General features: G+C 55.9%; 13 protein-coding genes and 1 pseudogene. 8 read left to right on the forward strand and 6 right to left on the reverse strand.

Annotation, left to right across the window (positions count from 1 at the left end; translation table 11 throughout):
• Positions 1-223: 223 nt before the first annotated feature.
• On the forward strand, positions 224-757 hold the full coding sequence (locus EDM04_RS00005; RefSeq protein ID WP_123619146.1) for an HNH endonuclease family protein: 534 nt from the start codon (positions 224-226) through the stop codon (positions 755-757).
• Positions 758-1,143: 386 nt separating this feature from the next.
• Here EDM04_RS00005 and EDM04_RS00010 read toward each other — a convergent pair whose 3' ends face one another.
• Both EDM04_RS00010 and EDM04_RS00015 read right to left on the reverse strand, forming a co-directional pair.
• The gene (locus EDM04_RS00010) at positions 1,144-2,310 is read right to left on the reverse strand and encodes an ISH3 family transposase (RefSeq protein ID WP_123619147.1); all 1,167 of its coding nucleotides are present in this window, start codon (positions 2,308-2,310) and stop codon (positions 1,144-1,146) included.
• A 47-nt stretch (positions 2,311-2,357) separates the two neighbouring features.
• Positions 2,358-2,594, reverse strand: a pseudogene (locus EDM04_RS00015) (response regulator); the annotation flags it as partial.
• A 368-nt stretch (positions 2,595-2,962) separates the two neighbouring features.
• On the opposite strand from EDM04_RS00015, the gene EDM04_RS18345 reads away from it, so the two are divergent.
• The 3 genes from EDM04_RS18345 (at position 2,963) to EDM04_RS18665 (ending at position 4,611) form a co-directional block, all read left to right on the forward strand.
• Positions 2,963-3,115, forward strand: coding sequence for a hypothetical protein (locus EDM04_RS18345; RefSeq protein WP_164471053.1), 153 nt, complete (start codon positions 2,963-2,965; stop codon positions 3,113-3,115).
• A complete protein-coding gene (locus EDM04_RS00020) occupies positions 3,108-3,788 on the forward strand; it encodes a resolvase (protein WP_123619148.1) in 681 nt (226 codons plus the stop codon). Before EDM04_RS18345 ends, EDM04_RS00020 begins: the two co-directional genes overlap by 8 nt.
• 385 nt (positions 3,789-4,173) lie before the next feature.
• Positions 4,174-4,611 carry a helix-turn-helix domain-containing protein gene (locus EDM04_RS18665; protein WP_206424398.1) on the forward strand — a complete coding sequence of 146 codons (438 nt, stop codon included), beginning with the start codon at positions 4,174-4,176 and terminating at the stop codon, positions 4,609-4,611.
• Positions 4,612-4,642: 31 nt separating this feature from the next.
• Here the strand turns inward: EDM04_RS18665 and EDM04_RS00030 are convergent, their stop codons facing one another.
• Genes EDM04_RS00030 through EDM04_RS00040 form a run of 3 tightly spaced genes read right to left on the reverse strand, consistent with a single transcriptional unit; the run spans position 4,643 to position 6,327 of the window.
• The gene (locus EDM04_RS00030; RefSeq protein WP_123619149.1) at positions 4,643-4,915 is read right to left on the reverse strand and encodes a hypothetical protein; all 273 of its coding nucleotides are present in this window, start codon (positions 4,913-4,915) and stop codon (positions 4,643-4,645) included.
• Positions 4,908-5,519: a hypothetical protein gene (locus tag EDM04_RS00035; RefSeq protein WP_164471054.1), complete on the reverse strand. Its 612-nt coding sequence runs from the start codon at positions 5,517-5,519 to the stop codon at positions 4,908-4,910. The genes EDM04_RS00030 and EDM04_RS00035 overlap by 8 nt, the downstream gene beginning before the upstream one ends.
• 31 nt (positions 5,520-5,550) lie before the next feature.
• Positions 5,551-6,327 (reverse strand): hypothetical protein, encoded by a 777-nt coding sequence (locus EDM04_RS00040; RefSeq protein WP_123619151.1) that lies wholly within the window; start codon positions 6,325-6,327, stop codon positions 5,551-5,553.
• A 93-nt stretch (positions 6,328-6,420) separates the two neighbouring features.
• Between EDM04_RS00040 and EDM04_RS00045 the strand changes: the two genes are divergently transcribed.
• A complete protein-coding gene (locus tag EDM04_RS00045) occupies positions 6,421-7,197 on the forward strand; it encodes a ParA family protein (RefSeq protein WP_123619152.1) in 777 nt (258 codons plus the stop codon).
• Positions 7,190-7,639, forward strand: coding sequence for a hypothetical protein (locus EDM04_RS00050; RefSeq protein ID WP_123619153.1), 450 nt, complete (start codon positions 7,190-7,192; stop codon positions 7,637-7,639). Before EDM04_RS00045 ends, EDM04_RS00050 begins: the two co-directional genes overlap by 8 nt.
• Positions 7,640-7,944: 305 nt before the next feature.
• Here the strand turns inward: EDM04_RS00050 and EDM04_RS00055 are convergent, their stop codons facing one another.
• The gene (locus EDM04_RS00055; protein WP_123619154.1) at positions 7,945-8,544 is read right to left on the reverse strand and encodes a GNAT family N-acetyltransferase; all 600 of its coding nucleotides are present in this window, start codon (positions 8,542-8,544) and stop codon (positions 7,945-7,947) included.
• 344 nt (positions 8,545-8,888) lie between these two features.
• Between EDM04_RS00055 and EDM04_RS00060 the strand changes: the two genes are divergently transcribed.
• Positions 8,889-10,703: an ISNCY-like element ISH7A family transposase gene (locus EDM04_RS00060; protein WP_123619690.1), complete on the forward strand. Its 1,815-nt coding sequence runs from the start codon at positions 8,889-8,891 to the stop codon at positions 10,701-10,703.
• A gap of 505 nt (positions 10,704-11,208) precedes the next feature.
• Complete coding sequence (locus tag EDM04_RS00065) at positions 11,209-13,707, forward strand: cation-translocating P-type ATPase (RefSeq protein WP_123619155.1); 2,499 nt, start codon at positions 11,209-11,211, stop codon at positions 13,705-13,707.
• Positions 13,708-13,743 lie beyond the last annotated feature (36 nt).

Genomic DNA, 13,743 nt, shown 5'->3' on the forward strand with positions numbered 1-13,743 from the left:
CTCAGAGGGAAACAGTGTAGTGAGTCGACGCATAATTCGAGATGAGGAGTCCTTGTCGTGCACAGACTGGACTTCCTCATTCCTTCCGAAAGATGCCTCGATAAGCCGCCGCTATCTCGCGGTTTCTCGCTTAACTAAAGACAGATGCCAGTGGCTCTGTACGTCGATTCTTAATGGGACATTCTCTGTTGGTCGAGGAGCCATCGAACGAGCACGGTCGCTGATGCAGACTGCACCTGCTATGACGTTCCCCGGGGATGAGATTCACCGCGAACTCCGAAGCGATGGTCGAGTCTCTAGATTCGACCGTGACTTACTGGAACTGCAACTCGATGGCCTTGAGTACGGGAGTCGAAAGACCTTCTCGTTCCTCTCACTACTCTACCACCCTGGACCAGCTCGAAGCAATACTCGCCACGATGTCGACCATATCTTCCCGCAGGACCAGTTCGATACGGAAACGCTAGTTCGGGATTACGGGCTAGACCCTGTTGAGGCAGAACGATATGCGGAACTCAAGGACCGAGTCGGTAATCTCCAGTTGCTTAATGAGAATGAGAATCGCTCGAAAGGCGGCCAGTCATTCCTCGATTGGCTCGAATCTCAGGATGATTCTTACTTTGAGAAGCACCATATCCCGCAAGACGAGGGCCTCTACAGGTTAGAGAAATTCCCCGAGTTCATTGAAAAGCGCGAAGAACTAATCATCGAAGACCTACTTGATAAATTCGGTCCCAAGGAGAGCCAGGACGCGTAATCTCGACCGAGCAGTATCATTAATATCGTGACAGCCATCCGATTAGATGGCGATTTTCAATGACTGATGCACCATTAGCACCGCGCCGACCGATGGATGACAACAAGGGATTAGGCGAGGGAATGACCAGTGTCGACATCTACTGTCACCGCCAGTACAAAGGCCAATGGCAACAAGAAGCCGACGAACAAGGCCTAAGCTCAGTACCTCACAAAGCATCCTCAGCTAGCTGTTTCTGAAGCCTGAGTTCTGTGGTGGAGCGGTTGTGCTGGGTGGTCTTGACGAGAAGATCGTCGACGAACCGACGGAGAGCTGTCGCTGTCGGCGGCGGCTGCCGCCGACGCGACAGCGTCGCCACTCCTGGCGGAGGCTAGCCCGGTCGGAGATTAGCGAGTAAACCGGTCGTCTGGTGGTCGGTTTGCGGGGACGGCCCGACGCGTCGCGAGGGCCGTCCACGCTGCCCGTTGAATCATGTTGATGAACTCCTTGAACGACCACTTCCAGAGGCGACGCCCTCCACGGCGGGGCGTCGCCACGTACTCCCAGTGTAAATACCGCCAGACGTTCTGTAACAACAAGCTCACCACGACGTACAGCAGCCGTACGACCGGATTTTGTGTCGAGGTCGTCGCAATACTTTGCTCGGAGAGTCGGTAGCTGGCCTCGATACCAAAGCGTTTCGCGTAGTGGTATCGAGCGTCTCGTGGTGAATTGATGAACGGCGCGTCAGCGGCGTAGCCGTGACGCGCCACTCCATGTTCGTCGTACCGTCCGTTTTGGTACGTACAGTCGATGTAGACGGGAAACTCGACGGTCCAGCTGTGACCGTCGAGTTTCGCCGTCATGTCGTGTTGAATCACGCGACTCCAGCCTTCCGAGAGTTCTTGCTTGATCGTCTGTCCCCAGCGGACGATCGGCATGACGTAGGCGTGGTTGTGTGCCTGAAGCAGCGTCAAACACTTGCTGTCGTAGAATTCGCGGTCAAGAAAGACGGCCTTGACCTCGAGGTCAAGGCCGTCGAGGATACCGAGAAACTCTGCGAGGACACTGCTGGCGGTGTCGCCGTCTTCGAGACGGCGCACCGCCAGCGTGTAGCGTTTGTTCTTCACACGCGCGTAGAGTGTGGCGTAGGCGTGGAACGCAGTCGTTCCACGCTTCGCTTGTGAGTGATACAAGCCGTCTGTCCCATCTTCGTCGCCGTAGTAGGGCCGCAGGTGGAGGTCTGAAACGACCTCCACCTGCTGGGGAAGGACGTCGAGGACGTCCTTCTGAAGGAGCGCGTTTCCGACTTGTTCGAGCGTCTCAAGATCGAACTTGGTGCGGAGATGGTAGAGAACCGAATTTTCGTGGGGAGCATCTTCGCTTTTCTCACAGAGCGTTGAGACCGAGGTCCCGTCGGCGCACGCGCCGACGAGGACCTCGTAGATGTCTTCAGCATCGAGTTCAGCGTTTTCAGCGAGTGTGAGGGCAACTTCCTCGTCAAGGGAGTTGACGAGGAAGTTAAGAAGCTGGTCCTCGTGAATTTCACCGTCTGCTTGCTTGGTATTAGACACACCTTCAGCAAGCAGACGTCTCAACTAACCGGCTTTGTGATGTACTGAGGATAGTTCTCTCGGACAGATTTGAGAAACTCGATACCGTTCTGTGTAGGCATATCGTAGTCGGAGACGATACAGTCGAACTCGCCAGAAGAGAGATGTTCTAGCCCCTCACTGGCACTCGTCGCCGTCGTGACGGTGAAGCTATCATCCTCGCGTTTCAGAAACTCCGCAGTTAACTCAGCGAAGTCTGGTTCATCGTCGACATGAAGCACGTGGATGCTTGCTTCACTGTTCATGGACGACTACAATAATGGCTGGATAATAACACTATCCAAGCATTTCTAGAGACAGAAATTCAGAGGGTTGCTGACACGCGGCATTTCACCGGGATAACGGCGGAAACTCGACGGCACAGCCGACACTCGCTGACTCCGTTAGCTTTTGCGTAGCACATTGTTGATAGACTGCGGTCTTTCGGTTTGCGGTACATGAATCAAATTGGGAGTTCACGGTAGCGATGCTTAGAAGGTCGATTAGTTCCCCGCTCAACTAGCCACGACTGTACCAACGATCTCCTACAGAAGAGCGATCGTACAGGAAACGGGGGTTTTCTGAACACCTACATTAGAACTAAGTTTAGGCCTAACTATAGACCTATACAGAGATGGCAAAAACGCGAGTCAGTCAGGGGGCGAACGGCCAGTACAAAGTGACGGTGCCGAAGGGACTCGCAGAGGCGATGGAACTCGATGGGAAACGGCTTGAGTGGAAGGTCAAGTCTGGGAGTTCGTTAGAGGTGACCGTGGTCGATGAGTAGATCCCTCGTCTGGATCCGAAAGTCGAAGGGAGATGATGACGACATCGGCCTCGAAGAACAGCGGGAGGTCGTGCCAGGTCTCGCTGCTGAGTTGGCCGACGAGGTGGAGAGGCTTGATCTCGGGGTCCACACTGGTTTTTCGACGATGACCCGCGATGACGAGTCGGGCCTACTCGACCAGAACGAGCGCGTCACCGAGCGCATCGACGAGCTGCGGTCTGGTCGATTCGACTACTTGGTCGCACTCGACGATCGCCGAGTTTGCCGTGACGAGTACCTACGCGTGATTCAATACGCCGCCGGACGGGGTAACACCGAAATCGTCTACGTCGGTGAGGTCAACGAAGACGATCTCACCTTCGATCTCAAAAGAAGAATCGAACGCGACACCAAAGAGGAGGAGATCGAAAAGTCTCGCCGCGCGATCGAGCGGCGCAAAGAGCAGGGGTACGACCACGGCCGACCGCGGTTTGGGATGACCTACGACGCGAACGGCCACTACCAGGTACCCGGTGAAGAGTTCGATACGGTGACGGAGATTTTCCAACTTGACAACGCCGGGAAGAGCCGCCGGGAGATCGCGGACGAAGTCGATGTCCCGGTGTCGACGGTACAGAACGTTCTCGACCGTCGCGAGTGGTACGTAGAGCGTGAACAGATGGCTGAAATATAGCCTTTACGAGCCGAGCCTACGGACAACCGTGTGAAACCACGTCTCAATGCGAGCAGTTTAGATTTCCAGACCGTGATTTGTAGTCGAATACCGGATTCTAACACACCCAGAGACGGCTTTATTGAAATCCGTGGTCGCTGATCGTTCGCTGACGACGTACTGACTCTATAGAAACGCTGCTACTCCATGAGAGCGTGAAACAAGACATGGGGCGCAAGAGACCGACCAGTATTCTGTGCTTCAGAGCACGTCGTGCTGACTGGTCCGTGTGCGAAAGAAGCCGAGTCATGGGCGCTACAGTCCGGATACCGCGGAGCGCGGCATCCGGGAAAGCCCGAATAGGTGAATCTCTACTTCACACACTGGCGTCCCGGGAGAACCAACCATGTACCTCGAAATCGATGTGCTCCGAGAGGAGTACCAAGTCAACCCCCGGCGCATCCGTGATGCCACGGGGTTGGAGCAGCAGCGGGTGAACGACGCCCTCAACGCGCTCGAAAATGCCGGGTGGGTAGAGAAGCCTGCGCGCGGACTCTACCGGCTCGTGTACGACGGCAACAGGTACATCGAGAGGAGATCCACCACGTTGATCATGCCTGAGTCCGGGGCGTGTGGCGTCGCTTCCAACGGTGCTCTCCTCGTCGACGTCGACGGCAAGACGTTGTGTACGAGCTGCGCCGACGGCCACTGCGAGCGTTGCGGGACGGCGACCGGGCACACGACGATCGCTGGCACCTTCGTCTGCCGGAATTGTCAGCATGTCGCTCACGGGCAGGACACGACGCGAGAGGACGGTCAGGGAGCGCTCGGTGACTTTTCTTAAATAGGCCGCTTCTCTAGTGCCAACCCGCAATCTATTCTTGAAGCTTTCCGAGTTGCTGCTTGCTGTCTACCAAACTCCTCAGTAACACAGGTGTTACTGATGAAATGAGTAAGACGAACAGTAATATAAGCAAAATACCAGTAACGAGTGCTGAGTCCCCGAATGGGACTTTTGCCCCCGCAAAGGTGACTTCAAATATGAATGGGATTGCCGCTTGTACCTCAGACTCAGCAACAAAAACGACGATGAGTGCGGCTACAAGCACATCGAGAACAACCTCGGTGTAAAACCAGCTATCAGCCATCGTTGAGCGCAATTCCGCGATTGAATGACCACACAAAGAATCCAGCTGTCAGCACTAAGATAGTGACAACTGTAATCAGCTGGTAGGCTACTGCCAAAGCGATTGCGGCTACGAGCGACACAATTGCGCCAGTGATCATAGCCCCGCGGTAGAGGAAATCTACCGTATGTAGGTTGATTTGGCTTGATTGTATCGCGCTCTCCATGTCAGATACAGACTTCTCAAGTGATGTAACTCTTTCTTCGAAGGTAGACTCAACCGTCTCTAATCTGCTTGCCGTCTCGTCTATACTCTGTGTAGCTGCTTCAACATCGCGCATGTCCTCATCTATGTTCTCAATACGAGAGAAGGCATTAGCGATTTTGTCCTGGTTTTGTTCTACTTCTGACTCGAGCATCCCAACACGAATTTCCGTTTCTTTTCCTCGCTGTATGTCTTGAACTAACTCGTCGAGCGTTGGTACATCGACATCTGCCCCCCTCCTCTTTTCATTTGGTAACTCACCAATTCCGTGTGGTCTGGGTCCAGCGGTGTTTTGACTTCCTTCAGTCTCGTTAACTCCGAATCCCATCGCCGCTTTCGCAGTGTTTTCAGATCCATCCATGCCAGAAGTCCGGATCCTACGTTGCTTGTTTTCACCCATCGTTAGCTACCTCTCCATCTTCTGAGTCTCCATCTCCAAGCAGTTCCTCTCGAGTAAGCAGATCGACGTCCATATCACTCTCTTTGACAGCCTCTTCGAAAGCAAAGACGTGCTGTCGAATCTGATTCAAACGATCTATATCCATGATTTCGTCTATGTCTACGTCGGGGCTTACTGCTGCTTGGAAGATCTCCCTAATGAAGTGTTCAACAAGAACCCAGTCAGAGAATGGTGAAGAGTCTATTTCAACTTCGTCTCTGCGGTCTATTGTAACAAAATGCTTATGTTTAACACTACCTTCATCAAAAAGACGCTCTGTTCGGATAAAACTCCACCAGTGCTTACCCTGTGTGTGGTAGAAGTTGAGCCGCTGTAGCTCTGAACCGTAGTCTAATATTAAACCAATTATAAAATCTTGAAATTCTTTTGAAGGGTCTTCTTGATCAATTAGCTCTACCATCCCGGCGTCCTTCATGATTAGGGTGTGAACGAGGGCAACGGTAGCATTAGTGAGGTCATCCCAATCATCCTCATCAAAATCATCGGTTGCGGGTGATGACGAGATTGCTATCTCTAAATTACTGAAAATGTGATTGGGCGAATTGTATGTTTGAGGGTCATCAAGAGCAGACTGGATTGCCTTCTCAATCTGCTCTTTTCGCTCTACAATTATGTGTTCATGAGCAACCAAATTTTCAACATTCTGTGATGGATCCTCCGCGGAGAATAACACGTTATCGTCGCGATCGACGTCGCGTGAGTTAGTCATACACTGATGTCAGTCGCTATTCAAGTGAAAGTTTCTGTGGTTTGATCGTCTGACGTACTTTTATCCTTGCGTGCTTTGAACGCAACTCGTTCCATGAAGTCATTCGCTGTCGCGAATCAGAAAGGGGGTGTCGCCAAGACGACCAACACGATCAACCTCGCTGGCGCGCTCGCCGACCGGGGGCACGACGTGCTCGCCGTCGACGCCGACCCGCAAGGGTATCTGACCAACACGCTCGGCTTCCGCGATGCGTACGCCGCGGACCCACCGTCGCTGTACTCGCTGTTCAACAGCCCACACGAGCACGACGCCGACGAGGTCATCCTCGAACACGCGGAGTTCGACGTGCTTCCCTCGAACGTGGACATGTTCAAACTGGAGCAGAATCTCATCGCAAGCGGCCGCCGGCCACGCCAGCGCCTCGAGGACGTCTTCGACGATCTCGGTGGCTACGACTACGTCTTCGTCGACGCTCCGCCGTCTCTCGGGCCGATCAACGACAACGTCCTCCTCGCGTGCCGGAACCTGCTCATCCCGGTGGAGGCCGCGGAGTCGTCGATGCTCGCGCTCGAACACCTCCTCAACCAGATCGAGTCGCTCGAACGCGACTACGACGTCCAACTGCGAGAGCAGGCTGTGCTCATCTCGAACGTGAACTACCCGCTCGACAACGAGCAGCGGGAGGCGATCGACTGGTTCGGCGAGACGTTCGAGGGGCGGTGCCCCGTGTTCGAGATTCGGAAGCGCGCCGCGATCAAGCGCACCCTGAACAACGGCGGGTCACTGTTCAGTGATGACGCCGAGGAGTGTGACATGCGGGCTGTGTACGAGGACGTCGCCGCGACGCTCGTGGAGGTCGCCAATGACTGACGACGACCAGAAGAGCGACCTCTCCGAGCGGTTCCGCGGTCGGTTCGACGACCCGACTGACGACCAGGAGGAAGAGGAGCTCGACGAGACGGAAGAGCGAGATGAAACTCACGCCACGCAGTCAGAGCAGTCCGAGCGTTCCATTCCCGAAAAGACTTCAAAGAACGCAAAGAACGAGATGAACGCCATGCGAGTAAAGAACGTCAAGGAGTCATGGAGCGCAACCAGCGTCTACCTCCCAGAGTTCCTCGACCGACAGCTCACAACCACGTACAAGCACGCCGATCTCGAGTTCGAGGAGGAGTTCGGGCGGTCGCTACAGAAGACACGCTACTACTACCCGCTACTCGTCGCGCTAGGCATGGAACGCATTGAAGAAATGGAAGCCCATGAACTCCAAGAACGCATTGAAGACTTGGAAGCCAATGCGGGTGAGGAGTAGCATCCTTTCCTCAGCCTGTTGAGATGCGCTTAGTCGGCATCTAACTCACACAAGAGACGCTTCTCCACCGTCTGCCTGTTGAGAAGCGCAACCGATGACGTGTTGCGAAGATAGGGAATAATGCACAGGTCTGACGACGATCACTCGTAGGATTGAGTGGCCTCGCGTACCCCTGCTCACAAGTGGATAGCCTGATTTTATCAGAATAATGGGAGAATTTGTTTCCGCTAGCAGGGCTCTGTTGAAATCCTCTTCTTTAGAGAATTGTTCGCGTGAATCTACTGCACACTACACGTGCGTATTGATTAGATGTCGAAGTATGTCTCTGCTCTTTTCAGAATGTGTTCAAGCTTGGGCGACCCTCGGATGGCAGTTAATGGCTGCGGTGGTTCCGGACCGGATGGGTGATCTGCCAGTTGTCGATACCACCACTGGACGTCGTGCCACTCTCCCTGTTTGTAGCCAACTGTGGGAAACGTACCAACCGGTTCGAACCCTATTCGCTTGTGTAACTTCACGCTTGCAGGATTCGGAAGCGTCACGACTGCGTACACGTTATAATATCCTTGCTCCTTCAGAGTCTCCAAGAGGGAGGTGTACAGCGCGGTTCCGATACCCGATTGGTGAGCGTCTTCAGCGACGTATACCGTCAGTTCAGCCGTCCATGCATACGGCGGGGTTGACCGTAACGAACTCGCAGTTGCGTATCCGAGAATTTCGTCTTCGTCTGTCTCGCAAACGAACCACGGATACTTGCGGAGAGTCGTCTTGATCCGCTCCGCCATCTCTGTAGTCGTTGGCGGTTCAACTTCAAACGAAATTGGTGTCGATTCGACGAAAGGGGCGTAGATAGAACGGATAGATGGTGCATCTTCCGGAGTGGCTAATCGGAGCTGGTATTCCATGTTCGAAGAATTTACACGCGACCACTGTATATCCTGTACTTATCGGTGTAACAGTATCGATAGAAGGGGAATGCGAACGGTTGGATGATACCCTCACTACCGGTAAGAGGTGTAGCGGATCAACGAATAGCGTACCCCCAGTAAGCGAATGCTTTTATGCCAAAACGCCAGAATTGACAGTAGTGTCACAGACGGCGCGTCCGCCCGCAAATTCCCGGTGGAAGTGGCTCGGTCCAACGAAGAATATCGAGAGTGCCAGCTACGAATCCACACCAAGAGATTACCCCGTAGACGGCCTCTACGGCTCTGACGACGGCACTCTCGTCCGCGCGGCCTCATTCGATATGACGTTCCGCGAGATGGTGGACGGCGCACTCAAAACCTACCCCCGCGAACAACAAGTCCGCCATAACCGCTCGGTCACGTTAGAGGACCTCGTCACTGAAGTGCCCGTCTCGTACCTCCGGTTCTACGACGAGTACGACCACGATCAGGGCCACCCGAAACCCTGGGGTGCCGTCTTCCGCGCGCACGTCCTCCGATGCGTCAAAGGCTGGAAGAACGCGACCGCGCTCCATCGCTACCTGAAACAGCAGCCGTTTCTCTGCACGCAGTTGGGCTTCAAAGACATTCCCGACCAGTCCACACTCTACCGCGCGTGGGACGACCGTCTCGAAGATGTCCACGACGCAGTACGAGACGCCGCCGAGGTCGTCGTGGACATCGCCCGCTACCACGACATCCCCGCGCCCGAACCCGAGTTCCTCCCCGATCAGCCAACCGATACGGTGACGAACTCAAAGAGCAAGGACACGCTCGCCCGTGAGAATGCCCGTGAGGTCTGGAAGGGCGCGAAGCCCATCGTCGAGGACGCCTTCCATCTGGACCGTAGCGACAACGCCTCGATTCCCGAGGGCGCGTTCTGGGAGCAACAGTCCTACCTCGGAATGCGAACGGATATGCACCCGAACGACGGCGCACAGTCCTTCGCTGCGGACTCCACCCGCAGAAAGACGCCATCAGGCGACTCCCACCGGTTGCAGACGAAGACGCTCGGCGTTGAGCGCATTCGGACGATGCTCCGGGAGACTGGCCGGACGCTTGTTGCGCGAGCGAAATCGAAGGATAAGATGGGGCGCAAGCAGATGACGGCCATCGACTTCACGAAGGGCAACCCGTGGAGCGGCCACGTTGAACGCGATAGCAGCGGACAGAATCAGGAGCCGTGGATTCTCGGCTACAAGGGCGATGACGGGCCGTTCTTCCAGTGGGCAGTCATCAAACTCGTCGGCCACGACGTCCCGCTGATCCTTGATGCCGTCCCGGTTGTTCGTGGTCGGAAGCGAGCGGATATCGTAGACGATCTCCTCGAAGGCGCGACCGACATCGTCCCTGGACTCGATTTGGTGATGATGGACCGCGAGTTCGCCCCGGACGGCGTCAAAGACGTCTGCGAGACGCACGACGTCCACTACCTCAACCCCGGTGTCGTCCGGTCCAGCAGCGACCACGAACACCAGATCGCTAAGCTTGCCAGTGAAGACAAAGACTTCGATGTCATCGAGCAGGAGCGCTTGGACGACGGTCCGACGCGGAAGGCGGTTTACCTCCCGAAGCGCGAGTGGGAACGTGAGGACGAAGACAACGACGGGACGGATGTGACGATCCGACAGGAACTCATCGAGGACTTCGAGGACGTCGGCAACACGACGCCGCTCTCGGAGGACCGCGACGGCGACTCGCCGCTGAGCAACCTTCTCAATGAGGTCGCCGAAGAGGAGGAGATCGACGAGCCAGCGCGGGTCGAAGCGCCGACCCTGCCCTTTGAGACGAATCTCCCGTGGGTGGATGTCGATCCCGCCGACCAGCAGGAGATGAAACACCAGATTGGGCGACTGATGGCCCGATACAAGCGGCGTTGGGGTATCGAGAACGGCTTCAAGAAACTGAAGACGTTCCTCGCAGAGACGCAGTCGCCCGACCACCGGTTCCGGTACTTCAACTTCGCGTTCGCCTGCGTGCTGTACAACTGCTGGCGACTTGTGGACATCCTCGTGCAGTTGGAACTGTACGGCGAGATCGGCGATCAGCCGGCAGTGTCCTCGAACTCGTTCCTGACGTTCGCCAAGAAAAGCTACGGCCTCGACCCGCCCGACTAACTCTCTCATTCCTCTGGGCTTGCTCGGTCGTGAGCGGCAGCGCTGTCCTAAACGCCGATTTTCCACTGGATTTGTGAGCGCTATCCGACAGGTTCCTCAGAAGCGCGTTCCGAGATTTGCTCGGCTATTTCTTTCAAACATATATCGGTGAATCCTATGCATCATGGACCTATCCTCGCAACATCCACAATCTCGGAGGATAGATTTGATGCGTGCCTTCGTTTCGTTATTAAAACATACTATTATTTATGCTTTTTGAGTCCTCCCATATAGTATAATATCGACAGGATGTACTGCATAGGCGTGGATATCATCGATCGACACGATATTTACTACAGAGTGTGTCTGAGTAGGAGAGAGCAACAACGACATAAACACGACCTGCGTACCGAAGTATAAGCGATTGATACTCTACCACTTGACCACTTTGGGAAACAAAGGGTGTACCATCATCTCTATTTATATCGATCTGATATCAGACAGACGGACTCACCGATACTGAGATATGACTGGCAACTGTGACTTGTGTGGTCGTGTGATTCAATCTTCCACATTCGAGACTGTTAGTGAGCGGTCATTCTGTTCAAGTGGGTGCCAAGATGTGTACACGACGCTTGGAGTTCCCGATTCCCTCGATACCACCCAGACAACTGAGAACGGGATCGACCAAGAGGAAGACGCGGTTCCTACTGATCAGCATCGTTCTCGGACGTTTCTCCGGATCGACGGCATGTACTCCGCGACGTGTGAGGCGTATCTTGAATCTCTCGCCGAGAAACAAGAGGGAGTGACCAGTGCCGAGGCGAGTTACGTCACGGAGACGATCCGAGTTGAACACGATCCAGACACTGCTTCGAAGGAATCGTTGCGCGAGGCGTTGAGCACTCTGGGGTACACGGCGTATCTCCGTGAGGATGCCTCATCAGACGTGGGAGAGGCCGGTGGCACGACACGTCGATCACGGGAGATGGGTGGGATTCGAAAGCGCCGAGACGACCAGCTCTTGGGGATGCGATACTCCGTTGGGTTCCTCTTCGGTGCGTTTCTGTTGGTCCCATACGTTGCGATCCTCTATCCAGCGCAGCTCGCGTCGATTTTCGACTGGCAAGTGCTCGAAATATTTGAGGGCGCATTTCGGTTAGACAGCCAAGGGGCATTCGTATTCCTCCGACTGTATTTCGTGATGACTGGTATCATTCTCGTCTTTACCGGTCTGCCAGTGTTGCGTGGCGCGTATATCAGTCTCAAAATGCGACGCCCGAACACCGACCTGTTGGTCGCACTCACCGCCGTCAGCGCGTACGCGTACAGCACGGCTGCCGTTATCCTCGGGCAAAACGACATTTTCTATGATCTCGCGATCATCGTCACGGCCGCGGTTACCGCGATGGTATTCTACGAATCGTCAATCAAACAGCGGGCACTTGATCGTCTCACTGAGCTCACCATATCACAGGTCGAGAGTGCACGAACGTACGACTCGGACGGAGAGACTGAGGAAGTTCGCGTGGAGAATCTCAATACAGGGGATATCGTGCTCGTTCGACAGGGCGAACGTGTTCCAATAGACGGTGAACTGGTTGAAGACAGCTGTACCGTCGACGAAGCGATCGTGACAGGTGAATCGCTTCCGGTGCTCAAACGCGCCGGAGACGACGTGATCGGGGGGTCGATCGTGACGGACGGTGCAGCGTTGGTCCGTGTCGGCCCAGACGTAACGAGTAGTATCGACCGGATAACGACCGCCGTCTGGGACCTACAGAGCGCGACTCACGGCGTCCAACGCCACGCCGACCAACTCGCGTCGTACGCTGTCTTCCTCGTCGTTGGAGCCGCTGTCGCGGTCGGCGGCGTCGGTGTACTCGCATTCGGGATTGGCCTGCCAGATGCCGTCCTCCTCGCGCTGTTGATCATCCTTGCTGGCTCGCCGTGGGCCCTCGGACTTGCGACGCCCCTGTCGGTCGCGAAGAGCCTCTCCAGTGCGCTCCGGCGCGGGATCATCATCTTCGACGAAACAGTCTTCGAACGGCTCCGCGATGTCGACATCGTCGTCTTCGATAAGACGGGGACACTCACAACCGGAGAGATGGAGGTGATCGAAGCGGACGCGCCTCCCGAGTTACTCGACGCCGTCGCCGCACTCGAACAACGGGCGTCACACCCCGCCGCGAACGCTATCACGACGGCGTTCGCCGGGAGTGACGATGGCGACGCCGCAGCGGCTCAGCCGGACTCGGGAGATGACGCGGTCGGAACGGAAGGCGTCGGTCAGATACGCGAGTTCACGAACCATCGGTCGGGTATCGAAGGCGTGATCGGCGACACGTCGTACCTCGTCGGGAACCTCGATCTATTCGCAGAACAGGGGTGGACCGTTAACGACGACATCCGGTCTCGGGTCGCCGACGCTCAGGGATTCGGACAGCTTCCGGTCGTCGTCGGTCGCGACGGGACAGCAGAGGGGCTGATCGTCGTCGGGGACGAGCCGCGAGAGGGCTGGGACGACACCGTCTCTCGGCTCGGGGAACGAGGCACGGAGATCGTCGTCCTGACCGGCGACGACGAGGAGGCGACAGACTTCTTCAAGCGACACGACGCCGTGACGCACGTCTTTGCGACGGTTCCGCCGGAGGGGAAGACGGCGACGATCCGGCGGCTCAAATCTGATGGGCAGGTCGCGATGGTCGGTGACGGTACCAACGACGCGCCGGCGCTCGCCGCCGCCGACCTCGGCATCTCGCTGGGCGGCGGGACGGCGTTGGCCGCCGACGCCGCCGATGTTGCGATCGTCGACGACGACATCCGCTCCGTCGAAACCGCCTTCGACCTCGCGGGAGCGGCTCGCCGTCGCGTGAAACAGAACAATCTCCTCGCGTTCTCCTACAACGGTATCGCGCTCGCGGCGTTGGCCGTCGGGTTCTTCAATCCGCTGACGGCAGCGGCCGCGGTCATTGCCGGTGGTGGGTTGATCGCGGTAAACACTCGACGGAAGCTAATCGGATAGGGGGTACGACCTCCAAACGAGCGCGGATCCGAGCCG

The sequence above is a fragment of the Halorubrum sp. CSM-61 genome, from assembly GCF_003781945.1.
GTDB lineage: Archaea > Halobacteriota > Halobacteria > Halobacteriales > Haloferacaceae > Halorubrum.